General features: G+C 64.2%; 24 protein-coding genes. 6 read left to right on the plus strand and 18 right to left on the minus strand.

Annotated elements, in window-relative coordinates:
• Window positions 1–3: 3 nt before the first annotated feature.
• The 11 genes from lpxA to pyrH all read right to left on the minus strand — a co-directional run bounded on the left by lpxA (window position 4) and on the right by pyrH (window position 10,126).
• Window positions 4–789: an acyl-ACP--UDP-N-acetylglucosamine O-acyltransferase gene (gene lpxA / locus GR167_RS03425; protein WP_160972042.1), complete on the minus strand. Its 786-nt coding sequence runs from the start codon at window positions 787–789 to the stop codon at window positions 4–6.
• Window positions 790–793: 4 nt separating this feature from the next.
• Window positions 794–1,264 (minus strand): 3-hydroxyacyl-ACP dehydratase FabZ, encoded by a 471-nt coding sequence (fabZ, locus tag GR167_RS03430; RefSeq protein WP_160972043.1) that lies wholly within the window; start codon window positions 1,262–1,264, stop codon window positions 794–796.
• Window positions 1,265–1,341: 77 nt separating this feature from the next.
• Entirely contained in the window at window positions 1,342–1,914 is a 573-nt protein-coding gene (locus tag GR167_RS03435; protein WP_160972044.1) for an OmpH/Skp family outer membrane protein, read from the minus strand.
• Complete coding sequence (bamA, locus tag GR167_RS03440; protein ID WP_235915831.1) at window positions 1,914–4,220, minus strand: outer membrane protein assembly factor BamA; 2,307 nt, start codon at window positions 4,218–4,220, stop codon at window positions 1,914–1,916. Before bamA ends, GR167_RS03435 begins: the two co-directional genes overlap by 1 nt.
• 186 nt (window positions 4,221–4,406) lie before the next feature.
• On the minus strand, window positions 4,407–4,532 hold the full coding sequence (locus GR167_RS20350; protein WP_268894212.1) for a hypothetical protein: 126 nt from the start codon (window positions 4,530–4,532) through the stop codon (window positions 4,407–4,409).
• 144 nt (window positions 4,533–4,676) lie between these two features.
• The gene (rseP, locus tag GR167_RS03445) at window positions 4,677–6,026 is read right to left on the minus strand and encodes an RIP metalloprotease RseP (RefSeq protein WP_160972046.1); all 1,350 of its coding nucleotides are present in this window, start codon (window positions 6,024–6,026) and stop codon (window positions 4,677–4,679) included.
• A gap of 20 nt (window positions 6,027–6,046) precedes the next feature.
• On the minus strand, window positions 6,047–7,216 hold the full coding sequence (gene dxr, locus GR167_RS03450; protein WP_160972047.1) for a 1-deoxy-D-xylulose-5-phosphate reductoisomerase: 1,170 nt from the start codon (window positions 7,214–7,216) through the stop codon (window positions 6,047–6,049).
• Entirely contained in the window at window positions 7,213–8,001 is a 789-nt protein-coding gene (locus GR167_RS03455; protein WP_160972048.1) for a phosphatidate cytidylyltransferase, read from the minus strand. Before GR167_RS03455 ends, dxr begins: the two co-directional genes overlap by 4 nt.
• A complete protein-coding gene (gene uppS, locus GR167_RS03460) occupies window positions 7,998–8,735 on the minus strand; it encodes an undecaprenyl pyrophosphate synthase (protein ID WP_160972049.1) in 738 nt (245 codons plus the stop codon). Before uppS ends, GR167_RS03455 begins: the two co-directional genes overlap by 4 nt.
• A gap of 14 nt (window positions 8,736–8,749) precedes the next feature.
• On the minus strand, window positions 8,750–9,313 hold the full coding sequence (gene frr, locus GR167_RS03465) for a ribosome recycling factor (RefSeq protein ID WP_160972050.1): 564 nt from the start codon (window positions 9,311–9,313) through the stop codon (window positions 8,750–8,752).
• A 63-nt stretch (window positions 9,314–9,376) separates the two neighbouring features.
• Window positions 9,377–10,126: a UMP kinase gene (pyrH, locus tag GR167_RS03470; RefSeq protein ID WP_160972051.1), complete on the minus strand. Its 750-nt coding sequence runs from the start codon at window positions 10,124–10,126 to the stop codon at window positions 9,377–9,379.
• Between the two features lie 206 nt (window positions 10,127–10,332).
• Here pyrH and miaA point away from each other — a divergent pair, with 206 nt between their 5' ends.
• Window positions 10,333–11,214 (plus strand): tRNA (adenosine(37)-N6)-dimethylallyltransferase MiaA, encoded by an 882-nt coding sequence (gene miaA / locus GR167_RS03475; RefSeq protein WP_160972052.1) that lies wholly within the window; start codon window positions 10,333–10,335, stop codon window positions 11,212–11,214.
• A gap of 82 nt (window positions 11,215–11,296) precedes the next feature.
• Window positions 11,297–12,121, plus strand: a complete 825-nt coding sequence (locus tag GR167_RS03480) for a helix-turn-helix domain-containing protein (RefSeq protein WP_160972053.1) — start codon at window positions 11,297–11,299, stop codon at window positions 12,119–12,121.
• A gap of 185 nt (window positions 12,122–12,306) precedes the next feature.
• On the opposite strand, the gene GR167_RS03485 is transcribed toward GR167_RS03480, so the two are convergent.
• The 5 genes from GR167_RS03485 to GR167_RS03505 form a co-directional block, all read right to left on the minus strand.
• Entirely contained in the window at window positions 12,307–13,401 is a 1,095-nt protein-coding gene (locus GR167_RS03485) for a cytochrome-c peroxidase (RefSeq protein ID WP_212769855.1), read from the minus strand.
• A gap of 199 nt (window positions 13,402–13,600) precedes the next feature.
• Window positions 13,601–14,185 (minus strand): lytic transglycosylase domain-containing protein, encoded by a 585-nt coding sequence (locus tag GR167_RS03490; RefSeq protein WP_160972055.1) that lies wholly within the window; start codon window positions 14,183–14,185, stop codon window positions 13,601–13,603.
• A gap of 31 nt (window positions 14,186–14,216) precedes the next feature.
• Window positions 14,217–14,798 carry a helix-turn-helix transcriptional regulator gene (locus tag GR167_RS03495; protein ID WP_235915832.1) on the minus strand — a complete coding sequence of 194 codons (582 nt, stop codon included), beginning with the start codon at window positions 14,796–14,798 and terminating at the stop codon, window positions 14,217–14,219.
• Complete coding sequence (locus GR167_RS03500; RefSeq protein WP_160972056.1) at window positions 14,795–15,334, minus strand: cytochrome b/b6 domain-containing protein; 540 nt, start codon at window positions 15,332–15,334, stop codon at window positions 14,795–14,797. Before GR167_RS03500 ends, GR167_RS03495 begins: the two co-directional genes overlap by 4 nt.
• A 62-nt stretch (window positions 15,335–15,396) precedes the next feature.
• The gene (locus tag GR167_RS03505) at window positions 15,397–15,660 is read right to left on the minus strand and encodes a PepSY domain-containing protein (RefSeq protein ID WP_160972057.1); all 264 of its coding nucleotides are present in this window, start codon (window positions 15,658–15,660) and stop codon (window positions 15,397–15,399) included.
• Window positions 15,661–15,867: 207 nt separating this feature from the next.
• On the opposite strand from GR167_RS03505, the gene ssb reads away from it, so the two are divergent.
• From ssb to GR167_RS03525, 4 genes are all read left to right on the plus strand, one after another.
• Window positions 15,868–16,380, plus strand: coding sequence for a single-stranded DNA-binding protein (gene ssb / locus GR167_RS03510; RefSeq protein ID WP_160972058.1), 513 nt, complete (start codon window positions 15,868–15,870; stop codon window positions 16,378–16,380).
• Window positions 16,381–16,570: 190 nt separating this feature from the next.
• Complete coding sequence (gene typA / locus GR167_RS03515; RefSeq protein WP_160972059.1) at window positions 16,571–18,391, plus strand: translational GTPase TypA; 1,821 nt, start codon at window positions 16,571–16,573, stop codon at window positions 18,389–18,391.
• Between the two features lie 52 nt (window positions 18,392–18,443).
• Window positions 18,444–19,139, plus strand: a complete 696-nt coding sequence (locus tag GR167_RS03520) for a DUF6639 family protein (RefSeq protein WP_160972060.1) — start codon at window positions 18,444–18,446, stop codon at window positions 19,137–19,139.
• Window positions 19,140–19,224: 85 nt separating this feature from the next.
• On the plus strand, window positions 19,225–19,785 hold the full coding sequence (locus GR167_RS03525) for a VOC family protein (protein ID WP_160972061.1): 561 nt from the start codon (window positions 19,225–19,227) through the stop codon (window positions 19,783–19,785).
• A gap of 132 nt (window positions 19,786–19,917) precedes the next feature.
• Here GR167_RS03525 and GR167_RS03530 read toward each other — a convergent pair whose 3' ends face one another.
• Together GR167_RS03530 and alaS are read right to left on the minus strand one after the other, a co-directional pair.
• Complete coding sequence (locus GR167_RS03530; protein ID WP_160972062.1) at window positions 19,918–20,205, minus strand: DUF1330 domain-containing protein; 288 nt, start codon at window positions 20,203–20,205, stop codon at window positions 19,918–19,920.
• Window positions 20,206–20,296: 91 nt separating this feature from the next.
• Complete coding sequence (gene alaS, locus GR167_RS03535; protein WP_160972063.1) at window positions 20,297–22,948, minus strand: alanine--tRNA ligase; 2,652 nt, start codon at window positions 22,946–22,948, stop codon at window positions 20,297–20,299.
• Window positions 22,949–23,127 lie beyond the last annotated feature (179 nt).

Below are 23,127 nucleotides of genomic sequence, written 5' to 3' on the forward strand. Positions count from 1 at the left end.
GGATCAGCGCGGGGTCAGGAACGAACGGTCGCTCGCCCCGGTGATGAAATCGACGATCTGGCGCACGTAATCGCTTTCGGCCTCTTCGCCCAAAGCCTTGGCGCGCTCCTGGAACGCGCCCTCGCCCTCGGCCAGCCGCTTCAGCGCGGCGCGCAGCGCCGAGATGTCGGAACGCGCCACGCCGCGACGTTTCAGCCCGACAAGGTTCAGCCCGTCCAACTCGCCGCGCGACGCCTGCACCAGCCCATAGGGGATCACGTCGGCGGTCACCATGGTGACCGCGCCGATGATCGCGCCCTGGCCGATCCGCACCCATTGGTGCACGCCCGACAGACCGCCGATGATCACGTCGTCGCCGATCTGGCAATGGCCCGCGACGGCCGACTGGTTCACCACGATCACCCGGTCGCCGACGATCACGTCATGGGCGATGTGACATCCGGCCATGAACAGCCCGTCATCGCCGACCTTCGTCAGACCGCCACCGCCCTCGGTGCCGCTGTTCATGGTGACATGTTCGCGGATGCGATTGCGCTTGCCGATTTCCAGACGGGTGTTTTCGCCCTTGAATTTCAGGTCCTGCGGGATCTCGCCAATACAGGCGAAGGGGAAAATCACCGTGTCTTCGCCGACCTTGGTCTGGCCGGTCACCACCACGTGGCTTTTCAGCGTCACGCGGTCTTCCAGCACCACGTCGGCACCGACGATGCAGAACGGGCCGATCTCGCAGCCCTCGCCGATCACGGCGCCGTCCTCGATGATCGCCGAAGGGTGAATCTGCGCAGCCATGCGGTTACTCCTGCCCTGCGCTCAGATCCATCATCGCGGTGAATTCGCATTCGCAGGCCATTTCACCCTCGACCGTCGCCACGCCGGCAAATTTCCACACCTTGCCGCCCGGCTTGCCGCGCGTCGTGGTCACGTTCATTTCCAAAACGTCGCCCGGCACCACCATGCGGCGGAACTTGGCCTTGTCGATGGCCATGAAGTAAACCAGCATGTTCTTGTCGGCCATGTCCAAGGCGGTGCCCACCATGATCGCGGCGGTCTGCGCCATCGCCTCGACGATGGTGACGCCGGGCATGATCGGCTTGCCGGGGAAATGGCCCTGGAAATGCGGTTCGTTCATCGTCACGTTCTTGATGCCGCGGCCCGACTGGTAGCCGTCGATATCGACCACCTTGTCGACCAGCAGGAAAGGATAGCGATGCGGGATGATCCGCTGGATCAGTGCGATATCCGCGGTCAGAAGCTGCTCGGTCATTGTTTTTTCCTTTCTGGCAAACGCGTCGCTTTTGCCGAATTCCCTAACAATATGCCGGGGATTGGGCAAGCGTGCTGCTACTTCTCGGGCTGTTCCAGATCGCTGCCATCGCCGATCTCGGCGTCGATCCGCGCCACCGCGTCGCTTGTCACGTCGATGATGCGCGCGCTCAGGAACACGCTGCGGCTTTCCACGATCACCGCCGCACCGGCTTCGGTCATGATTTCTTCCAGCACCGAGGTGACAGATTGCAGGAACAACCGCTGCGCCTGTTCCCGCCGCTGCGCCAGTTCATGCAGCTTGCCGGCGCGCTCGACGCGGATGCGCTGGACCTTGGCGTCGAATTCGTCGGCTAGCACGCGGAACTCCTCCGCCGTCATGGTCGGGCGCTTTTCGGTCAGCTGCTGTTCTTCCTCGATCAGCTGCGCCTCGATTTCGCGGTTTTCCGCCTCCAGCACTGCCACGGCGGCCTCGATTTCGTTCTGCACCCGCTTGCCGAACAGGGAATCGGAATACAGCCGGTCGGAATCGATGGTCAGAACAGGGCTGCGCAGGACCGCCGCTTCCTGTGCGACAACCGGCCCGGCCCCGCCCAGCACGCCAAGCGCCAGGCAGACCGCCGCGATCCGGTTGCGCCAGTTGCCGCGCATCAGAATTCGGTCGAAACCGTCAGGTTGAAGGTCTGCTCGATGTCTTCGTCCTCTTTCTGGAGCGCCTTGGACCAGTTGAAGCGCAGCGGTCCCACCGGCGTGTTCCAGAACAGCGACACACCGACAACATGGCGCAGCGAGAAGTCTTCGTAGAACACCGAGCCGGTGGCGGCGCTGGCATCGGTCAGGCCCCAGACAGAGCCGACATCGTAGAACAAGCCGCCGCGGATGCCGTATTCCTCGGGCAGGCCCAGCGGGAATTCGGCTTCGAACCGGGCGACCGCGAACATGTCGCCGCCAAGCGCATCGTTCGACACCTCGTCGCCATTGCTGTCATAGACGATTTCGCGCGGCCCGATGCCGTCCGGCGAGAAGCCCCGCATCAGCCCGCTGCCGATTTGGTAGCGGTCCACCGAGCGGCTGACCCCGGAGGTGTAATCCAGCAGCCCGCCTTCGAGCGAGGCGCGCAGCGTCACTTCTTCGTTCAGGATCTTGGTCTGGGCAATTGCCTTGGCCGTGGTCTTGGAGAAGGTCACGTCGCCGCCGACGCCCGCGAATTCCTGTCCGAATTCGAACAGAACACCGGCATTGGGGTTCAGCCCGGTGCGGCGGGTGTCGTAGCTGTAGCTGTAGCCGAGGCTGCTGGACCAGACATTGCCCTGCGCGATTTCGTTGCCCACGATGCCGCCAAAGACCGCAGATCCGTCATCGATCATCTCGATAGACTCGGCATTGTAATACAGCTTCAGCCGGCCGTTATCGCTGACCGGGAAGGTGATGCCCGGCCGGAACTGGATCGAGGTCGTGTCGTAGTTGGCATAAGATGTCTGCGTTTCGCGGTAGCCGATATCCAGATCGAAGCGCAGATTGCGCCCCAGCAGCGCCGGTTCCGAGAACCCAAGCGCATAGACCTGGTTGTCCTCAGCGCCCGACAGCGACAGGTTCAGCCGCTGGCCACGGCCCAGGAAGTTGTCTTCCTTCATCGTGACAAGCAGGCCGAAACCGGTATTGGTCGAATAGGTGCCGCCGAAGGACAGCGACCCGGTGGGCTGTTCCTCGACATTCACGTCGACGATAACCTGATCCGGGTTCGACCCTTCCCGCGCCTTCACATCGGCGTTGGAAAAGAACCCGAGCGCGCGAATGCGTTCGGCGCTTTCGCGAATTTCACGCGGGTTGAACGGATCGCCCTCGACGATCTTGAACTGCTGCCGGATCACCCGGTCCATCGTGGTGGTGTTGCCTTCGATATCGATCCGCTCGACGAAGACGCGCGGCCCGCGCGACAGCACGAATTCCACATCCAGCGTCAGGTCGCGGTCGTTGCGGGTGATCCGCGGTTCGACCCGAACGAAGTTCAGCCCCTTGCGGTTGGCCAGCCGTTCCATCCGGGCGATGGAATTTTCCACGACGGTCGGCGAATAGATCATCCCGGAGCGCATTTTCAGCGCCTTCTGGAATTCGTCGGCATCGACATCGGCCAAGTCGCTGCTGGTGGTGATTTTACCGACCCGGAACTGCTGGCCTTCCTCGATGTTAAAGGTGATGAAATATCCGTCGCGTTCGCGGGTCAATTCCGCGTTCACCCCGGTGGTGCGGAAATCGACATAGCCGCGCGACAGGTAGAAATCGCTCAACACCTGCTTGTCGAAGGAAATCCGGTCCTCGACGAAAGTGTCGCGCTTGATCAGCGCCCGCAGCAGGCCGGCCTGCTTGGTCTGCAGCACCGAGCGCAGGCGGCGGTCGGAATAGGCCTTGTTGCCGACGAAGCTGATCCGCTCGATCTCGGTGATGCCGCCTTCGAACACTTCAAAGATCAGGTCGACGCGGTTGTCGGACCGGCGGATGATCTTGGGCGACACGGTCGCAGACAGCCGGCCCTGCTGGTTATAGACCTCGGCGATGATGGCCGCGTCGCGTTCGGCGACCTTGGGGTTGAAGACCAGCCGCGATTTCGATTGCAGCAGCGGCTGCAGATCTTCGTCCTTGACCCGCCGGTTGCCCTCGATGCTGATCTGGTTGATCGTGGGGTATTCCTTGACGTCGATCACCAGGGTGCCGCCGCGCGGCGTGATCTCGACCGTCTCGAACAATCCGCTGGCGAGGATGCGCTGATAGGCGGCGTTCAGTTCGCCGGCCGATACCGCCTTGCCGCGTTCGATTCCCGCATAGGTCAGGATGGTGCCCGCCTCGATCCGCTGGTTCCCCTGGATCACGACCGACCCGAACGTGTAATCCTGCGCCGCAGATACATCGGGCAGCGCGATCAAAGCCGTTGAAATAGAAAGAAAAAACGCCGTCCCCATGCGGCTAAGGCCATTTGCAGTCGAGGCACGTACACCGCGCCGACCCTTGATAAAGTCGGTCATTCAATCAACCCAGTCAGACATCCCATTCTCAATCTGAGTATCGGGATTGCGGGCCGTTGTCAAAAGTAAGAAACACCCGCGCGGGGGACCGGCGGGTGTTCGCATTGAATTCGCTGAATTTCCTCAGAAGCCACGCAGGAAGGCGTTGATCCCCAACGCGGCGATGATCGCCAGCAGGACCAGGATACGGTCCCAGTTCAGCAGCAGAAGAAGGCTCAGCCCCCGATATCCGTTATGAAGTGTCTGCATCGCTCTATCCGTCCCGTTTGCGGGGCAGCCGCCCCTTTCGCAGGATTTCCACCACCTTCGGCGGCCTTACCTGCACTTTCTGACTAGTGAGAAAATGCGGCAGCAATGGGGCGGATTCGGGTCAGAGCGATGGAAACCCCACGGTTACGGGCAGAAAATATCGTTGAACAGCGCGAACAGCATCATGCCCAGGATCAGCGTCAGCCCGACCCGCATCAGGATATTCATCGCCTTTTCGCTGGGCGGCCGGCCGCTGACCGCCTCGTAGCCGAAGAACACCAGGTGCCCGCCATCGAGGACCGGGATCGGGAACAGGTTCAACAGCCCCACCGCGGTCGACAGCACGCCGATGAAATAGACGAAGCTCTGGGTGCCCTGGCTGGCCATCGCGCCGGACACTTCGGCGATGCCCAGGGGCCCCGACATGTTGCAGGTGCTGATCGCGCCGATCACCATGTGATACAGCCCCGACAGCGAACTGACGACGATTTCCCAGGTCACCATGACGCCATTGGACAGCGCGCTGCCAATGCTCGGCAATTCGGTCGCCGGTTCCACCAGCAGCGCGCCGACGATGCCGATGCGCCAGTTGGTTTCGAACCCGCCGCCGGGTTTCGGTTCATCCACCCGGCGCGGCGCCAGCACGAATTCAAGCGGCGCTTCCACGCCCTCGCGCCACACGGTCAGGCTCAGCGGCTTGCCGTTGGCGGCCTCGACGGCATCCTTGAGCTGCCCGAAGGCGAAAACCGGCTGGCCGTCGACGCCGGTGATCACGTCGCCCACCTTGAGATCGATATCATAGGCCGCAGACTGCGGCGCCAGTTGCCGGATCGCGGCGGGCATCGGGTAAGGTGCCCGCAGATCGACCATCCCGCCATCGCGGCGCACCACGTAATCCAGTTCCCGCTCAAGCGGCAGATTGTCGAGGAAATCGCCGAAATCCGGATCGTCGAAGGACGGCACATCCTGCCCGCCGATCGACACGATTTCGTCGCCCGGCAGCAAGGCCACCGCCTGCGGCATCGGCTGCAAGGCGCCCACGGTCAGCGGCTCCTTGACCACCCCGTTGGTGAACCCGATCACGGTGAACAGGGTGATCGACAGCAGGAAATTGAACACCGGCCCGGCCGCCACCGTCGCGGTCCGCGCCCACAACGGCGCGCCCAGCATGGTGTGGCGCAGCTCTTCGGGGGTGATCGCCTTGATCGCCTCGCCGTCGCTGCCGACCGAAGCCGCGTTGGAATCGCCCAGGAACTTGACGTAGCCGCCGAAGGGCAAGGCGGCCAATTGCCAGCGGGTGCCGCGCTTGTCGACGCGCGAAAACAGCACCGGCCCGAAGCCGAGGGAAAACACTTCAGCATGGATGCCCGACCAGCGGCCGACGATGTAATGGCCGTATTCGTGCACCGCCACGATCACCGACAGGGCGACGACAAAGGCCAACAGGGTCGAAAGCATGCCGCCAAATGCGGGAATCTGCGAAATGAAATCCAAGCTCTTGCCTCTTCTATCTTTTAAACCCGCGCACCGATCAGCCGGTCGGCCTGTTCTCTGGCCATTTGGTCAATCCGCGCAACATTATCAAGTGTGACCGCGGCCCCGATCAGGCCCGCTTCCTTCGACATAGCATCCAGAACGTCTTCCACAATCCGTGCCATGTCCAGAAAGCCGATGCGCCCGGCGATGAAATAATCCAAAGCGCGTTCTTTCGCGGCGTTAAAGGCGGCACCGGACAGCCCGCCCGCCTCCATCACCTCATAGGCCAGCCGCAGCGCCGGATAGCGCGCCGGATCGGGGGCGCGGAAATTCAGCTGGCCGATCTTGGCCAGGTCCAGCCGTTCCACCGGCAGCGGTTTGCGCTCCGGCCAGTGCAGCGCGTACCCGATGGCGTGGCGCATATCGGGTGCGCCCAGATGCGCCATCAGCGCCCCGTCGTTGAAACCGACCAGCGCATGCACCATGGATTCGGGATGCACCAGCACCTCGATCTGGTCCGGGCGCACGCCGAAATATTCCTTCACCTCAATGACTTCCAGCGCCTTGTTGAACATCGAGGCGCTGTCGATGGTGATCCGCTGCCCCATGTCCCAATTGGGATGGCTGGATGCTTCGGCCAGCGTCGCGGTGGCCAGCTTTTCCAGCGGCCAGTCGCGGAACGCGCCGCCGCTGGCGGTGATGATGATGCGTTCGACCGCGTCGATCTCTTCGCCGACCAGCCCCTGGAAGATCGCCGAATGTTCGCTGTCCACCGGCAGCACGCGGGCCTGGTGCTTGCGTGCGGTGTCCATCAGCAGCGGCCCGGCAGCGACCAGCGATTCCTTGTTGGCGAGCGCCAGCGTCGCCCCCTGTTCCAACGCCTTCAAACCGGGCGCCAGACCGGCCGAACCGACAATGGCCGACATCACCCAATCGGCGGGCCGCTGCGCCGCTTCCAGCAACGCGCCCTGCCCCGCCGCCGCCTCGATCCCCGATCCGGCCAGTGCCTCGCGCAGGTCGGGCAGCATTTCGGGATAGGCCGTCACCGCCACCTCGGCGCGCAGGTCCTGCGCGTCGCGGGCCAGCTGCACGATATTGCGCCCGCCCGACAGGGCGACCACGTCGTAGGCGTCCGGATCGCGCGCGATCAGGTCGATGGTGTTCTGTCCGATGGACCCCGTTGCGCCGAAAATCGAAACCCGTCTCATCCGGCCCCCGGCAGGAAATCGGTCACCATGCGCACGATCAGCACCAGCAGAAGCGCGCCCAGCATGGCGTCGAACCGGTCCAGGAACCCGCCATGGCCCGGGATCAGGTTGGAGGCATCCTTGACCCCCACCTTGCGCTTCACCGCGCTTTCGGCGACATCGCCCAGCTGCCCGGCGAAGGCCATGATCACGCTGACCACCACGATCGCCGCCCCGGCGGCGCCGTAGGTCATGAAGCCAAAACCCACCAGCCCGGCGGCGATCCATCCCGCCACGGTGCCCGACCAGGTCTTTTTCGGGCTGACGCGGGGCCAGAATTTCGGCCCGCCCAGCATCCGGCCCGCGAAATACCCGGCGATGTCGCTCGCAGCGACCACCGCCACCAGCCAGATCACCCAGGTCAGCCCGGTCGCGCGCAGGCTCAGAGCGCCGAAGGCGCCCAGCAGGATCACCGGCGCATAGGCCAGCCAGATCGCCTTGTGATCCTTGACCGAAGACATTCCCGCCAGCACCGGCGCCAGCAGCACCGGCAGCAGCGCCTGCCCCGGCAGGTAAGCCGTCATCGCCATCACCCCGGCGCACAAAAGCCCCATCCAGATCCGCGCGGCGCCGTTTTCCGGCGCCAGCATCCGCATCAGTTCCCAGATCATCAGCCCGGTCAGCGCCGCGATCATCGCCAGGAACACCGTGCCGCCCATCCAGGCCGCCCAGCCGCCCACCGCGACCAGCACCACCGCAGACCCGACGCGCGGCGCCAGGTCCTGCCATTTGGATGACCCGCTCATGCCTTGACCGCGCCGAACCGACGCTCGCGCGTGCCGTAATTCTGCACCAGCCCGGCCAGGATATCGCGGGTGAAATCCGGCCACAGCGTGTCGATGAATTCGTACTCGGCATAGGCCGACTGCCACAGCAGGAAATTGGAAATCCGCGCCTCGCCGCTGGTGCGGATCACCAGGTCGGGATCGGGCAGCACGCAGGTATCGAGGTATTTCGGCAGCGTTTCCTCGTCCACCTGATCGGGGTCGAGCCTGCCTGCCGCCACGTCCTGCGCCAGCCGCTTGGTGGCGCGCGCCACCTCGTCGCGGCCGCCATAGTTCAACGCGATGGTCAGATGCACTCGGTCGTTATTCGCGGTAAGCTGTTCCAGCTCGTCCATCATGTCGACCAGCTTCTTGTCCAGCTTCACCCGGTCGCCGATGAACCGCACCCGCACGCCTTCGTCATGCAGCGCCCTGGCTTCCTTGGTGATATAGCGGCGGAACAGGCTCATCAGCCCGGCGACCTCGACCTGGGTGCGTTTCCAGTTCTCGGTCGAAAACGCGAAGATGGTGATGTACTTGACCCCCAGATCGGGGCAGGCCTCGACGATCTCGCGCACCCGGCGGGCGCCTGCGTGGTGGCCGAACAGCCGCGGCCGCCCCCGTGCCTGGGCCCAGCGGCCATTGCCATCCATGATGATGGCCACGTGGCGCGGACCAGACCCAGTACCGGTTTCGGGGGCGGTTTTCTTGAGCATCGGGGTAATCCGGCTCAAACCTGCATGATCTCGGCTTGCTTGGTCTCAAGCGCCTTGTCGACATTGCCGATGAACTTGTTGGTCAGGTCCTGCACCTCGTTTTCCCAGAATTTCTGGTCGTCTTCCGACATGCCGTCGGCCTTGGCCTTCTTGACCTGGTCCATGCCGTCGCGGCGCACGTTGCGGATCGCCACCCGGGCGCTTTCGGCATATTGCGCGGCCACCCGGCCCAGTTCGCGGCGGCGTTCCTCGTTCAGTTCGGGGATCGGCAGCATGACGATGGTGCCGTTGGTCTGGGGGTTGATGCCCAGGCCGCTGTTCATGATCGCCTTTTCCACCGCGTTGACCATCGACTTGTCCCAGACATTGACCGTCACCATCCGCGGTTCGGGCACGTTGATCGTGCCGACCTGGTTGATCGGGGTCTTCTGGCCGTAGGCTTCGACCATCACCGGTTCCAGCATCGAGGCCGAGGCCCGGCCGGTCCGCAGCGACGCGAATTCGGTTTTCAGCGCTGCCATCGCGCCTTCCATCCGGCGCTGCAGGTCGTCGGTGTCAATCATGAAATCTTCAGACATCTTGTTCTTCCTTGCTTGTCGGCCCGTCAGGGCCGGTGCTGACCGCTCAACGGCAGGTTAGCCTTATCCGTTTACCGTTGTATAGGTGCCTTGCCCGGCAAGAATGCCGCGGAACCCACCCGGCTCATCGAGGCTGAAGACGATGATCGGCAGGTTGTTGTCGCGCGCTAGCGCGATGGCCGAGGCGTCCATCACGCCCAGATGCTGCGCCAGCACCTCGTCATAGGTGACCTTCTCGTACCGCTTGGCGTCGTCGAACTTCACCGGGTCCTTGTCGTAAACGCCGTCCACCTTGGTGCCCTTGAAGATCGCTTCGCAGGCCATCTCGTTTGCCCGCAGCGTCGCGGCCGTGTCGGTGGTGAAATAGGGGTTGCCGGTGCCCGCGGCGAAGATGCAGACCCGTTTCTTTTCCAGGTGGCGCACCGCGCGGCGGCGAATATAGGGCTCGCAAACCTGGTCCATCGGGATCGCGCTGATCACCCGGGTGAAGACGCCCAGCGATTCCAGCGCCGCCTGCATCGCCAGCGCGTTCATCACCGTGGCCAGCATCCCCATGTAATCGGCGGTGGTGCGTTCCATCCCCTGCGCCGATCCCTGCAGCCCGCGGAAGATGTTGCCGCCGCCGATCACCATGCAGATTTCCACGCCCATGTCGTGCACCGATTTGACCTCGCGCGCGACCCGTTCGACGGTCGGCGGGTGCAGGCCGAATCCCTGCGGGCCCATCAGCGCCTCGCCAGATATTTTCAGCATCACCCGTTTGAACTTGGTGTCGGGTAGCGGGGTCGAGGGGGTCTCGGCGTCAGCGGCCATGCGATGCTCCATCTGGCAGTCTTGGAATTGGCCGCAAAATGTCGGAAATCGCCGCGAGGTTCAATCAAAGATCGGCGCATTGGGGCGATTATCGCCGAAACCGGCCCTGCCCGGCCCAGCAGACTGACGACCTTGTTCCGGGCTATTCACGAAATTTCCCCTTACCCGGCTTCCCCCACGGCGTTTGAGCCATTATCTCCCCCCCCATGTTCGACCTGACCGATATCCCTGCCGACCGCCCCGTCCTAATCGCCGGGCCCACCGCCTCGGGCAAATCCGCCCTGGCGCTGGACATCGCGCGCCGACAGGGCGGCGTGGTGATCAATGCCGACGCGATCCAGGTCTATGGCAACTGGCGCGTGCTGACCGCCCGGCCGAGCGTGGAGGAAGAGGCCGAGGCGCCGCACCTTCTCTACGGCCACATCCCGGGCGATGCGGATTACTCGGTCGGCCACTGGCTGCGCGAGATCGCGCCGCTTTTGCGGAGCGGCGAGCGCCCGATCATCACCGGCGGCACCGGGCTTTATTTCACCGCGCTGACCGAAGGATTGGCCGATATCCCCGCCACCCCGCCAGACATCCGCGCCGAGGCCGATACCCGCATGGCTGAAGACGGCCGCGAGGCATTGCTGGCCGAACTCGACGAAGAAAGCCGCGCTCGGATCGACCAGCTGAACCCGATGCGGGTGCAGCGCGCCTGGGAAGTGCTGCGCGCCACCGGGCGCGGCATCGCCGCCTGGCAGGACGACACGCCGCCGCCGCTCTTGCCGCTCGATCGGACCGTGCCGATCCTGTTCGATGTCGACAAGGATTGGCTCAACGCCCGCATCGCGCGGCGGTTTGATATGATGCTGGATCAGGGCGCGCTGGAGGAAGCCCGCGCCAACCTGCCCCACTGGGCCCCCGCTAAACTGTCGGCCAAGGCGATCGGCGCGCCCGAGCTGATCGCGCATCTGCAAGGCGAATTGACGCTGGATCAGGCCCGCGACGCGGCCACCATCGCCACTCGCCAATTCGCCAAACGTCAACGCACATGGTTCCGCTCGAAAATGCGCAACTGGCGCAAGCTCAACCCAGAGCAGAGCTGACCCGAAGGAAATCCCTTTACATATTCCGTCAGTCTGACAAAGTGTTAGCCCATGAACCGGCCCTGACCACTCGGACCCGCCGATGACGCATGACAGACAAGACGACCGGATTTCACTGGAAACCACGGCCCAGTTCACCCATGGGGCGCCGTGGCGGCTGTCGCTGCCGCATGACCTGCCCGATTACCTGCTGATCTGGACCACCAAGGGACAGGCGGTGGCGTCGCTGAACGGCTGCCGCCGCGGCGTCGGCGCCCATTGCGCCATCATCGTGCCGCCGGGCACGTTGTTTTCGCTCGACCTGGGGCGCACCGGCGGCGGGCTGGTGCTGTCGCTCAGTCCCGAACTGGCCGATCAATCCCACCTGCCCGACCAGCCGCGGCTGCTGCAACTTCGCGAGGTGCAGGCGCAGGCCGAAATCACCGCCGCGCTGGACGCGATCCACAAAGAGGCGCGCTCGGATCAGCCTTTCCGCATGGATGCCTGCCGCGCCCATACCGCGCTGTTGTCGGTCAGCCTGCGCCGGCGCATCGCCGCACTGCCCGCAACCGAGAAAACCACCGGCGCGCAGCGGCTGGTCAACGCCTTCTCGGCACTGATTGGCAAGCACCATGCCGAGGGTCTGGCGCTGGCCGATTACGCCCGCATGCTGGGCGTCACGCCGACCCACCTGACCCGCGCCTGCAAGGATTGCAGCGGCAACACCGCCGGCGACCTGCTGGCCCAGTGCAGCCTCTACGCCGCCCGCGACCTGATCGAAACCACCGCCACGCCGCTGCAGGATATCGCTGGCCAGCTGGGCTTCGGCAGCGCCGCCTATTTTTCCCGTTTCGTGCAGAACCAGACCGGCCAGTCGCCCAGCGACCTGCGCCGCGCCGCCCGCGCCCGCGGCATGGCCGCGCGCTGAGCCGTCCAACAGGCACGAAGCCGGGCCAGCGCCAGTCCGCGGGATGGCGCTGCTAAGCTTGGAGCATGGCAGTTTATCCAGCCAAGCCCATGTACGTTATCGGCATTGGAGCGCGCCCTCGAAAGCGCCAGCCCGTCCGGGCGGACTGGCGCTGGCCCGGCGGCCTACGGCCTTGTTCCTGGCCCCTACTCTTCCAGCAAATCCTCATAGCGCGCATCGGTCAGCGTCTTCAGGAACGCCACCAGCGCATCGATCCGCTCGTCTTCCAGCGCCGGGCCATGGGTCAGCTGTTCCATCGACAGGGTGCCGTCCACCTCCGGCACCGCCCATTGCTGACCGGTTTCGGGGTTGATCTGCCGCTTGGCCGATTTGGAATTGTACTTGTTGTAGAACAGAACCACCGTGCGCAGGTCCGCGAACACGCCGTTATGCATGTAGGGTCCGGTCACCGCGACATTGCGCAGGGTCGGCACCTTGAACTTGCCCGCCTGCGCCGGATCGTCGACGGCCGGATTTTCCAGCAGCCCGTTATCGACGTAATCCGGCCCCTTCCCGTTGGCCTCGCGCACCGCCGTGTTCACCGGCACGCCGATATTGTGATATTCGTAGTTGCTGAAGGTTTCCTGCTGCGACACCGGGCTGGTCTGCAACTGGTGGCACAGGTTGCAATTGGTGAACTGCTCGGAAAAGAACAGCAGCCGGCCCAGGTCTTCTTCCGGCGTCAGCTCGACCTCGCCGCGCAGGTAGCGGTCGTATTTGGAATCGAAGGGCGCGAAATAGTCGGTCTTCTCGAAGGCCGCGATACTGTCGGTCATCGCCTCGAAGGCGCGGTCGCTGTCGGCAAAGACATCCGCGCCGTAAAGCGCCTGCATCGACACCACGTAATCGCCGTTTTCGCGCAGCCGTTCCACCACGCTGGCCCGGTCGGGCATCGCCATTTCCACCGGGTTCAGCGGCGGGCCACCCGCCTGTTCGGCCAGGGTCGCCGCCCGCCCGTCGAGGAACTGACCGCCGATCCACGCGCCATCCTCGCGCTGGTGAAAGCGCGGCGAAAACGCGGCATAGCTCGCGGTCGGCGCATTGCGGTCGCCCAGCGAGGTGCCGTCGTCGCCGATCGACACCGCGCCGCGCGGATCGGCGAAACCGTATTCCGGCTGGTGGCAGCTGGCGCAGGCCTGGCTGCGGGTCTGCGACAGGTCCATGTCGAAAAACAGCGCCTCGCCCAAAGCTTCCTTGCTGCCGAAGATCAGGTCCTCGGCCCAGGCCCCGCCGCCCCCCATCGCCGCGATGAGAACGGAGGCGAAGGTCAAAGTCCTGGCTGCGGGCATGGTCGGTCCTTTCATGCAATCACGGGACCCCGCATAGCGAAGCCCCGCGCGTTGCGACTTGACATAAGACAATTTTCCGAGGGTTTCTATCGGATATTGAAGGCCAGGGCGGAACCCGGCCCACGGCGCAGTCCGAAAATCAAAGCGGCGCTCAGCTGCCCCAGATCACCTTCACGTAATTGCGGGTTTCCTTGTAGGGCGGCACGCCGCCGTGCTTTTCCACCGCCTCGGGCCCGGCATTATAGGCCGCCAGCGCCAGCCGCCAGGACCCGAAGCGCTGATATTGCTGCGCCAGGTAACGCGCCCCGCCGTCGAGGTTTTCGTAAGGATCATGCGGATCGACGCCCAACACGCGGGCGGTCTGCGGCATCAGCTGCGCCAAACCCAACGCGCCCTTGGGCGACTTGGCCCGCGCATTGAAGCCCGATTCCTGCTGCACCAGCCGAAGAAACAGGTCCTCGGGCACCCCGTGACGGGTCGCGGCGGATCGCGCCATGTCCAGGTAAGGCCCATCATATTTTCCGTTGAACCCGGGCGTGCCCCATTTCGTGGGCGTGTGCACCGTGGCCGGTTTCAGCCGCACCGAATTGTTGTATTGGCTCGCCGCGCGGTTATCCAGAACGCGGGTCTGCGACTTGAACAGCTTCACCCGCGATTTCGACGACAGAACATCGGCCTGAACGCCCGTCGCGGCGCACAAAGCAAGCGCCAGTCCCAATGCAAAACCCGTCCGCATAGCAATCACTCACATCAATGTCCCGGGCGCACTATACCGATCGCGGTGGGTATTTCCAGCCTCGGCCGCCCCACTCGGCGGCGGACCGCTGCGTTTCCGCCTCGTCCAACAGGGGCGTGGCCATCAGGTCCTCGATCAGCAGGCTCAGCAATTCGCCGCGCCCGGTCACGCCCGACTTGCGATAGATCGCGTTGAGATGCGCCTTGACCGTGCCCGGCGCGGTGCCGCGCAGATCGGCGATCTCGGCGATCGACAGCCCCTTGATCACGAACCCGGCCACGTCCTGTTCCGACGGCGTCAGCCCCCAGCTATCGTAATAGGCCTGCATCAGGTCGTGCAGCGCCCCCGACGCGATCTGCAACCCACGGACCAGTTGGTCCTGCCGTCGCAGCAGCCGGACCAGGGTGCGGATTTCGACCCCGACCGACAAGATCAGCGTCAGCGCGGCCAGCAATTCGATGATCAGGTGCCGATTGACGAAACTGGCCCCGACGCCGAATTCGACCATATCCATGAACATGTCCGCCAGGAAAAACACGACTGCAAAGCTCTGGGCCAGGATCAGCAATCCCAGCCCCAGCCCTTTGCGCAAGAACGGTTTGTCTTGTTTCAAGCAGACGTCGCCTTCTCTTCCGGCAGGGTCTTGACCCCCGTCACCATCGCACGCGGCAAGTTAACCCCGGTCCGGCGGCTTTCCAATATCACTGCGGCGACATGTAGCACAGCGGAAAAGAACACCCAGTTGGCGAACAACTCGTGGACCTCCTCGACCCATTCGACGCCCCAGAAGGTGTTGGTGGTCATCATGTATCCCGACAGGCAGATCATCAGAATAGACGCCCACAGGTTATAGATCATCAGCGCGCCAAGCGGCGTGTGCCCCAAGTGTATTCGCTTGCGCCCGCCGATCATGTCCGACAGCTGCTCCATCGCCGCGCCCGGATCGAGCGGGAAATCCCTGAACCGCGCGTGCCGGGTACCGATCAGACCCCAGATCAACCGCAGCCCGACCAGTGCCAGCACGGTATAGCCGACGGTTTCGTGCAGATTGCTGTCCTTGTCGACGATCGCGCCGTTCAGAATGATGCCAAGCGCCACGCCCCAATGGGTCATCCGCACCAGCGGGTCCCAGACATTGCTTTGTGTCATGTTCGTTTCCTCTTCACCCCGGAACGGGCACGGCCCTTAGGCCGCGCCCCGCGACAACCGGTTTAGTCGTCGCCCTTGGTCCGCACAGGGTTCAGGTCGGCGTCGAGATAGATTTCCAGCTTCTTGCCGTCCTTCAGCGCATAGACTTCGTAATACCCGTCCTCGGTCTTGACCTTGCGCACCTCGTAGCCTTCGCCGGTCATCTTCTCGACGATCTTGGCGCGGGTTTCCTGGTTCAGCATCACTCCCTCGCCCGAAGCCAGCGCGGGCATCCCCGCCAACGCCAGCACCAAACCGAATCCAACCGCTTTAATCGAACCTGTCATATTTTTTCTCCTGTCAGGGCGTGATTGCCCTGCCCCGGAATTGGCCCACGACAGCGGCGAAACCTATTGAACCACAGTGCAAATCGCCGCTCGAACCGGGGTCTATAACTCCGGTTTAGGCGCGATCCAGGCAGGTTTCTGAAAACTTTACCTTTCCTTCAGGGCGTGGTGTAACCATTGCCCAAACGACTCGACGGGGAGATGATAATGGCCGGTTCGATTAACAAAGTAATACTGGTGGGCAATCTGGGCCGCGACCCCGAGGTCCGCACCTTCCAGAATGGCGGCAAGGTCTGCAACCTGCGCATCGCGACTTCGGAAACCTGGAAGGACCGCAATACCGGCGAACGCCGCGAACGCACCGAATGGCATTCGGTGGCGATCTTCCAGGAAGGGCTGGTGCGCGTCTGCGAACAGTATCTTCGCAAGGGCTCCAAGGTCTATCTCGAGGGCAAGCTGCAAACCCGCAAATGGCAGGACCAGTCCGGCCAGGACCGCTATACGACCGAAATCGTGCTGCAGGGTTTTGACGGCACGCTGGTGATGCTGGACGGCCGCGGCGAAGGCGGCGGCGGTGGCGGCTATGGCGGCGGCGACCAGGGCGGTTATGGCGGCGGCTACGGCGGCGGCGATCAGGGCGGCTATGGCGGCGGCCCGCAGGGCGGCAGCCAGGGCGGCGGCGCTCCGTCGCGCGATCTGGACGACGAAATCCCGTTCTGATCCGGCCCCAACGCCCGGAATTGAAAGCCGCCCCTTTCGGGCGGCTTTTTTCGTCCGCCCCTGCCCCACACGCCCCAAACACGGGCAATCGGGGCCTTGCCGCGCCGCAAGTGTCGCAACCGCGCCTTTAACGCTGGCCTTTTCGGCCAATCCGGTATAGCGGGACCGCGAACAACCCAAGGACATCCCCATGGATCTGCGCAACATCGCCATCATCGCCCACGTTGACCACGGCAAAACCACCCTCGTGGACGAGCTGTTGAAGCAATCGGGCGCCTTCCGTGAAAACCAGGCCGTCGCCGAGCGCGCGATGGACAGCAACGACCTCGAACGCGAACGCGGCATCACCATTTTCGCCAAGCCGACCTCGGTGGAATGGAAAGACACCCGCATCAACATCGTCGACACCCCCGGCCACGCCGATTTCGGCGGCGAGGTGGAACGCATCCTGTCGATGGTCGACGGCGTGGTGCTGCTGGTCGACGCCGCCGAAGGCCCGATGCCGCAAACCAAGTTCGTGACCTCCAAGGCGCTGGCCCTGGGCCTGCGTCCGATCGTGGTGCTGAACAAGGTCGACAAACCCGACGCCGAACCCGACCGCGCGCTGGACGAATGTTTCGACCTCTTCGCCAGCCTCGGCGCCGACGAAGACCAACTCGACTTCCCGCATCTCTACGCCTCGGGCCGCAACGGCTGGGCCGATGCGGAACTGGACGGGCCGCGCAAGGACCTGCACGCGCTGTTCAACCTGATCGTCAACCACGTCCCGGCGCCGCGGCAGATCGCCCACCAGGGCGAAGATTTCCGCATGCTGGCCACCACGCTGGGCTCCGACCCGTTCGTCGGCCGCATCCTGACCGGCCGGGTCGAAACCGGCAAGGTCAAGGTCGGCGCCACCGTGCAGGCGCTGTCGCGCATCGGCCAGAAGATCGAACAGTTCCGCGTCACCAAGATCCAGGCCTTCCGCGGCCTGCAGATGCAGGACATCGACGAAGCGGTCGCAGGCGACATCGTGTCCATCGCGGGCATGGCCAAGGCCACCGTGGCCGACACGATCTGCGCCCTGGCGGTCGATGAACCGCTCGACGCGCAACCGATCGACCCGCCGACCATCACCGTCACCTTCGGCATCAACGACAGCCCGCTGGCGGGCCGCGACGGCAAGAAGGTGCAATCGCGCGTGATCCGCGAACGCCTGATGAAGGAAGCCGAATCCAACGTCGCGATCAAGATTGCCGACACCCCCGGCGGCGAAGCCTTCGAAGTGTCGGGCCGCGGCGAATTGCAGATGGGCGTGCTGATCGAAAACATGCGCCGCGAAGGGTTCGAACTGTCGATCTCACGCCCGCAGGTGATCATGCGCGAAGAAGACGGCCAGCGGATGGAACCGGTCGAGGAAGTCACCATCGACGTGGATGACGAATACTCGGGCGCGGTGATCGAGAAGCTCACCGGCGCGCGCAAGGGCGACCTGGTCGAAATGCGCCAGGCCGGCGCCGGCAAGACCCGGATCATCGCCCATGTGCCGTCGCGCGGTCTGATCGGCTATCACGGCGAATTCCTGACCGACACCCGCGGCACCGGCGTGCTGAACCGCGTGTTCCACGGCTGGACCCCGTTCAAGGGCCCGATCCCGGGCCGCCGCGCGGGCGTTCTGATTTCGATGGAAGACGGCGAGGCAGTGGCCTATGCGCTGTGGAACCTCGAAGAGCGCGGCCGTCTGTTCATCGGGGCGCAGGCCAAGGTCTACCAGGGCATGATCATCGGCGAACATAGCCGCGACAACGACCTGGAAGTGAACCCGCTGAAGGGCAAGAAGCTGACCAACGTGCGGGCCTCGGGCACCGACGAAGCGGTCCGCCTGACCACGCCGATCACCCTGTCGCTGGAAGAGGCCATCGCCTATATCAACGACGACGAACTGGTCGAGGTCACACCGAACGCGATCCGTCTGCGCAAGCGCTATCTTGACCCGCATGAGCGCAAGCGGATGGCCAAGGCCAACGGCTGACGCTAGGTAAAATCGGTCATGCCGGGTATACTGCCCCGGCATGACCAGGTTTTTGTTTTCACGATTTCTGCCTTCCCTCGCGCGAAGTGCCCTTTGCGCGGCCCTGTTTTTTCCGGCCGCCGCCCTCTCGGACCCCATCGCCTGCCCCAACCCCGCCATCCGGGTCGACGCCCCCGACGGCGAAACCGCCGATCTGGTCTGCACCAGTTCCGAAAAAGCCCTGCAAAATCTGGCTGCCTGCCACCTGCCGCAGCGTGAACCGGTGCTGATTTCGGTGGTGGAACAGGTCCGCCATCCGCTGGGCAACGATTGCGTCGCCTTCGCCGATTGCACCACCCAAGCGATCCAGGTGACCGCGCCCGATTTCATCCCCCGAAATATCGAGGACGGCGATGTTTTCACCCGAATCCCCGCCCGCGAAATGTTCGCAAGCCTGATCGCCCACGAACTGACCCACCTGCTCGCCCACCAGTCCCACCCGGACAGGCTGAGCGAAATGGATCACGAGTACATGGCCTACGCGATGCAGATTCAAAGCCTCGCACCGCAAAGCCGCCGGATTTTCCTTGATCAGACCGCAGGCACCGACCCGCGGGACACCTCGCGGATCAATGCGTTTTTCATGACCTCGAACCCGTCGCTGTTCGCCGCCCATGTCTGGGCGCATTTTTCCGCCCCCGGCAACGGCTGCGATCATTTCAAGCGCATCCTGGACGGCGAAGCGAGCTTCCGGAACTGGACCTACTGAGCCGCCCACGCAGCCGTGAACGGCACCCCTTTGCCATTCGCCGCCGCCACGCTACCCTCTGCCCCCGGAACAGGAGGAAGACACCATGCGCAAGCTGCAGGCCCAGGGCATTCACCACATCACGCTGACCGGCGCCGACCGGCAGACCTCGATCGATTTCTGGGAAGGACTGCTGGGCATGCCCTTCGTCTTCGAGCAGCCCAACCTGGACAATCCCGACGAGGGGCACCTGTATTTCGATCCCGGCGACGGGCGGCTGATCACCGTCTTCACCAACGAGACCCGCAAACCCGATCCCAAGCGCACGCCCACCGATCCGGGCTGCGTGCATCACCTGGCGATCAACCTGTCCAGGGCGACCTTTTCACAGGCCGTCACCCGGCTGGAAGAACGCGGCATCGGCCATTCCGGGGTGAAGGACCGGGGCTTCATGGATTCGATCTATTTCAAGGATCCGATGGGCTTCCTGATCGAGCTGGCCTGCTACCGGTTCGAACCGCCCTTCGGCTGCTCGCATGCCGACGTGATGATCGAGGCGCACCGGATCCGGGTCGCCCGCGGCGATTACAACATCGCCGAGGAACACCTGGCCGACGCCATCCAATTGCTGGTCGAACGGCGGCAGCAAACGCTGTCGAGGGATTGACCCGCGAAAGTTGCCCGTGGAGGGGGACGCGCGCTACCGCGCGCGTGAGGGGGCGCTGCCCCCGACGTTGAAAATCTTTGGATTTTCAACGCCTCCCCCGGGATATTTATGAACAGAAGAAGATGGGTGAGATCACTCGGAGGTTTCGACCACCATCAGTTCGCGTTCCGAGGCGCCGCGCGCGTGGCTCAGCGCTTCCTGGTATTCGGGGCTGTGATAGCAGGCGACGGCGGTGTCCACGTCGGGAAACCGCGCCACCACGTTGCGCGGGCGTTCGCGGCCTTCAAGCTGCACGAAACGGCCGCCGCGGGCGATGAATTCGCCGCCATGCTTGGCGATGGCGGGGCCGGCCAGTTCGGCGTATTTGCCGTAGGCTTCGGCGTCGGTGACGGTCACATGTGCAATCCAGAGCGCGCCCATGTCAGTTCTCCCTTGGGTCAGATCGGTCATTGCCGCAAAGCATACGCATTTCGGCAATGACGTCGATCCATTTTTGACCATCCGGTCGAAATCACAGGGTCGCTTCGGCCGCCTTGATCGCCGCGTCGGCATTTGCGACATCCTTGCCGCCGCCCTGCGCCATGTCGGGGCGGCCGCCGCCGCCCTTGCCGCCCAGTTCCGGCACCGCCGCCTTGACCAGATCGACCGCCGACACCTTGTCGGTCAGGTCCTTGGTCACGCCCGCGGCCACCGCCACCTTGTCGCCGGTATCCGCGATCAGCAGCACCGCGCCCGATCCCAGCCGCGCCTTGTGTTCGTCGATCAGCGCCGGCAAGTCCTTGCCCGACACGCCGGTCAACACCTGGGCCAGGAACTTGACGCCGTTGATGTCCTTCGCCTCGGGGCCCGCGCCCTGCCCGGCGCCGCCGGCCATGGCCAGTTCGCGGCGCAGCTGCGCCACTTCGTTGGCCAGCGCCTTGCGTTCCGACAGCAGCGCATCGACACGCTCGGCCACTTCCGAAGGCTGCGCCTTCAGCGCCGCGGTCACCGTCGCCAGCGTCCCGGCCTGGTCGTGCAGGTAATCCAGCGCCGCCTGCCCGGTCAGCGCCTCGATCCGGCGCACGCCGGCGCTCGACGCGCTGTCGCCCAGGATCACGCACATGCCGATATCGCCGGTCTGTTTCACATGGGTGCCGCCGCACAGTTCGAGCGAATAGGTATCGCCGCCCTGGCCCTTGCCGGTATCGGCCCGCCCCATCGACACGACCCGCACCTCGTCGCCGTATTTTTCGCCGAACAGCGCCTGCGCGCCGATGGCGCGGGCATCGTCCGGCGTCATGATCCGCGTCTCCACCGGCGTGTTCTGCCGGATGAAGGCGTTGACGTCCGCCGTCACCTTGCTCAGCTCGGCATCAGACAGCGCCTTGGCATGGCTGAAATCGAACCGCAGCCGGTCCGGCGCGTTGAGCGAGCCGCGCTGCGCCACGTGATCACCCAGCGTTTCGCGCAAAGCCTCGTGCAGCAGGTGGGTGGCCGAGTGGTTGGCGCGGATGGCAGAGCGGCGCGCGTGATCCACTTCCAGCACCGCACCTTCGCCGCTGGCGATCTCGCCCTCGGTCACTTCGGCGAAATGGATGAAGACGCCGGCGGCCTTTTTCGTGTCGGTGATCCGGGCCGCACCGTTTTCGGTTTTCAGCAGGCCGGTATCGCCGACCTGGCCGCCGCTTTCGCCGTAAAACGGCGTCTGGTTGACGGCGATCTGCACGCTGTCGCCCTTCGCGGCCTTGTCGACCTGTGCGCCGTCCTTGATCAGCGCCACGATCTGGCCCTCGGCCGTTTCGGTGTCGTAGCCCAGGAATTCGGTCACGCCCTTATGTTCGGCGATATCGAACCAGATGGTGGCGTCGGCCGCTTCGCCCGACCCGGCCCAGGCGGCGCGCGCCTTGGCCTTCTGTTCTTCCATCGCGGCATCGAACCCGTCGGTATCGACGCCCAGACCCTTTTCGCGCAGCGCATCCTGCGTCAGGTCGAGCGGGAAACCGTAAGTGTCGTAAAGCTTGAACGCCGCCTCGCCCGGCAGCGCATCGCCTTCTTTCAGCCCAGCGACCTCGTCGTCCAGCAGCTTCAGACCACGATCCAGCGTCTGCTTGAACCGGGTTTCCTCCAGCTGCAGCGTTTCCTCGATCAGCGCCTGGGCGCGGCGCAGTTCCGGATAGGCGTCGCCCATCTGGGTGACCAGCGCGGGCACCAGCCGGTGCATGACCGGGTCCTTGGCGCCCAGCAGGTGCGCGTGGCGCATCGCCCGGCGCATGATCCGGCGCAGCACGTAACCACGGCCATCGTTGCTGGGCATCACCCCGTCGGCGATCAGGAACGACGTCGAGCGCAGGTGATCCGCGATCACCCGGTGATGCACGTTCTGATCGCCATACGGGTCGACGTTGGTGGCGTTGGCGCTGGCCTCGATCAGGTATTTGAACAGGTCGGTGTCGTAATTGTCATGGCTGCCCTGCAGCAGCGCGCCGATCCGTTCCAGCCCCATGCCGGTGTCGATCGACTGCATGTCCAGCTCGCGCATGGTGCCGTCTTCGAACTGTTCGTTCTGCATGAAAACGACGTTCCAGATTTCGATGAAACGATCGCCGTCTTCCTCGGGCGAACCCGGAGGGCCGCCCCAGATGTGGTCGCCGTGGTCATAGAAAATCTCGGTGCACGGGCCGCAGGGGCCGGTCGGGCCCATCTGCCAGAAATTGTCCGAGGTGGCGATGCGGATGATCCGGTCTTCCGGCACGCCGACCTTTTTCCAGATCTCGAAGGCCTCGTCATCGGTGTGATAGACGGTGGTCAGAAGCCGGCTCTTGTCGATGCCGAATTCGCGGGTCACCAGTTCCCAGGCGAACGGGATCGCTTCCTTCTTGAAGTAATCGCCGAAGCTGAAATTCCCCAGCATCTCGAAGAAGGTATGGTGACGCGCGGTGTAGCCCACATTGTCGAGGTCATTGTGCTTGCCGCCCGCCCGCACGCATTTCTGCGCCGTGGTGGCACGTTTGTAATCGCGGTGTTCGACCCCGGTGAACAGGTTCTTGAACTGAACCATGCCGGAATTGACGAACATCAGCGTCGGGTCGTTGCGCGGGACAAGCGGGCTCGAAGGCACGACTTCATGTCCCTGTTTTTCGAAATAGTTCAGAAAGGTCGAACGGACTTCGTTAAGGCTGGGCATCGGTGGGTCTTTCCGGGCAAGACAATGGTCAGGGTGATTTATCCCCCTGATCCGCCCATGTCCACAGCAAGTGAAGGGCCGCGCGCCCGGATCGCACCCGGTCCGGGGTCTTTTGGCCCGATGCAGCGGTCCCTCATCGGCGCGCCCCCGAAGCGGCAGGCCCCTGCCCGGCAAGCGGC

The sequence above is a fragment of the Thalassovita mangrovi genome, assembly GCF_009857745.1.
Classification (GTDB): Bacteria; Pseudomonadota; Alphaproteobacteria; order Rhodobacterales; family Rhodobacteraceae; genus Thalassobius; species Thalassobius mangrovi.

Bases quoted from the DNA above. Each gene is read 5' to 3' on its own strand.
- GR167_RS03525 (WP_160972061.1), top strand. From the start codon at position 19,225: ATGCGCAAGCTGCAGGCCCAGGGCATTCACCACATCACGCTGACCGGC.
- GR167_RS03455 (WP_160972048.1), bottom strand. From the start codon at position 8,001: ATGAGCGGGTCATCCAAATGGCAGGACCTGGCGCCGCGCGTCGGGTCT.
- GR167_RS03500 (WP_160972056.1), bottom strand. From the start codon at position 15,334: ATGACACAAAGCAATGTCTGGGACCCGCTGGTGCGGATGACCCATTGG.
- fabZ (WP_160972043.1), bottom strand. From the start codon at position 1,264: ATGACCGAGCAGCTTCTGACCGCGGATATCGCACTGATCCAGCGGATC.
- typA (WP_160972059.1), top strand. From the start codon at position 16,571: ATGGATCTGCGCAACATCGCCATCATCGCCCACGTTGACCACGGCAAA.
- GR167_RS03490 (WP_160972055.1), bottom strand. From the start codon at position 14,185: ATGCGGACGGGTTTTGCATTGGGACTGGCGCTTGCTTTGTGCGCCGCG.
- alaS (WP_160972063.1), bottom strand. From the start codon at position 22,948: ATGCCCAGCCTTAACGAAGTCCGTTCGACCTTTCTGAACTATTTCGAA.
- GR167_RS20350 (WP_268894212.1), bottom strand. From the start codon at position 4,532: ATGCAGACACTTCATAACGGATATCGGGGGCTGAGCCTTCTTCTGCTG.
- uppS (WP_160972049.1), bottom strand. From the start codon at position 8,735: ATGCTCAAGAAAACCGCCCCCGAAACCGGTACTGGGTCTGGTCCGCGC.
- GR167_RS03435 (WP_160972044.1), bottom strand. From the start codon at position 1,914: ATGCGCGGCAACTGGCGCAACCGGATCGCGGCGGTCTGCCTGGCGCTT.
- lpxA (WP_160972042.1), bottom strand. From the start codon at position 789: ATGGCTGCGCAGATTCACCCTTCGGCGATCATCGAGGACGGCGCCGTG.
- ssb (WP_160972058.1), top strand. From the start codon at position 15,868: ATGGCCGGTTCGATTAACAAAGTAATACTGGTGGGCAATCTGGGCCGC.
- dxr (WP_160972047.1), bottom strand. From the start codon at position 7,216: ATGAGACGGGTTTCGATTTTCGGCGCAACGGGGTCCATCGGACAGAAC.
- frr (WP_160972050.1), bottom strand. From the start codon at position 9,313: ATGTCTGAAGATTTCATGATTGACACCGACGACCTGCAGCGCCGGATG.
- GR167_RS03530 (WP_160972062.1), bottom strand. From the start codon at position 20,205: ATGGGCGCGCTCTGGATTGCACATGTGACCGTCACCGACGCCGAAGCC.
- pyrH (WP_160972051.1), bottom strand. From the start codon at position 10,126: ATGGCCGCTGACGCCGAGACCCCCTCGACCCCGCTACCCGACACCAAG.
- GR167_RS03505 (WP_160972057.1), bottom strand. From the start codon at position 15,660: ATGACAGGTTCGATTAAAGCGGTTGGATTCGGTTTGGTGCTGGCGTTG.
- GR167_RS03485 (WP_212769855.1), bottom strand. From the start codon at position 13,401: ATGGGGGGCGGCGGGGCCTGGGCCGAGGACCTGATCTTCGGCAGCAAG.
- bamA (WP_235915831.1), bottom strand. From the start codon at position 4,220: ATGGGGACGGCGTTTTTTCTTTCTATTTCAACGGCTTTGATCGCGCTG.
- miaA (WP_160972052.1), top strand. From the start codon at position 10,333: ATGTTCGACCTGACCGATATCCCTGCCGACCGCCCCGTCCTAATCGCC.
- GR167_RS03480 (WP_160972053.1), top strand. From the start codon at position 11,297: ATGACGCATGACAGACAAGACGACCGGATTTCACTGGAAACCACGGCC.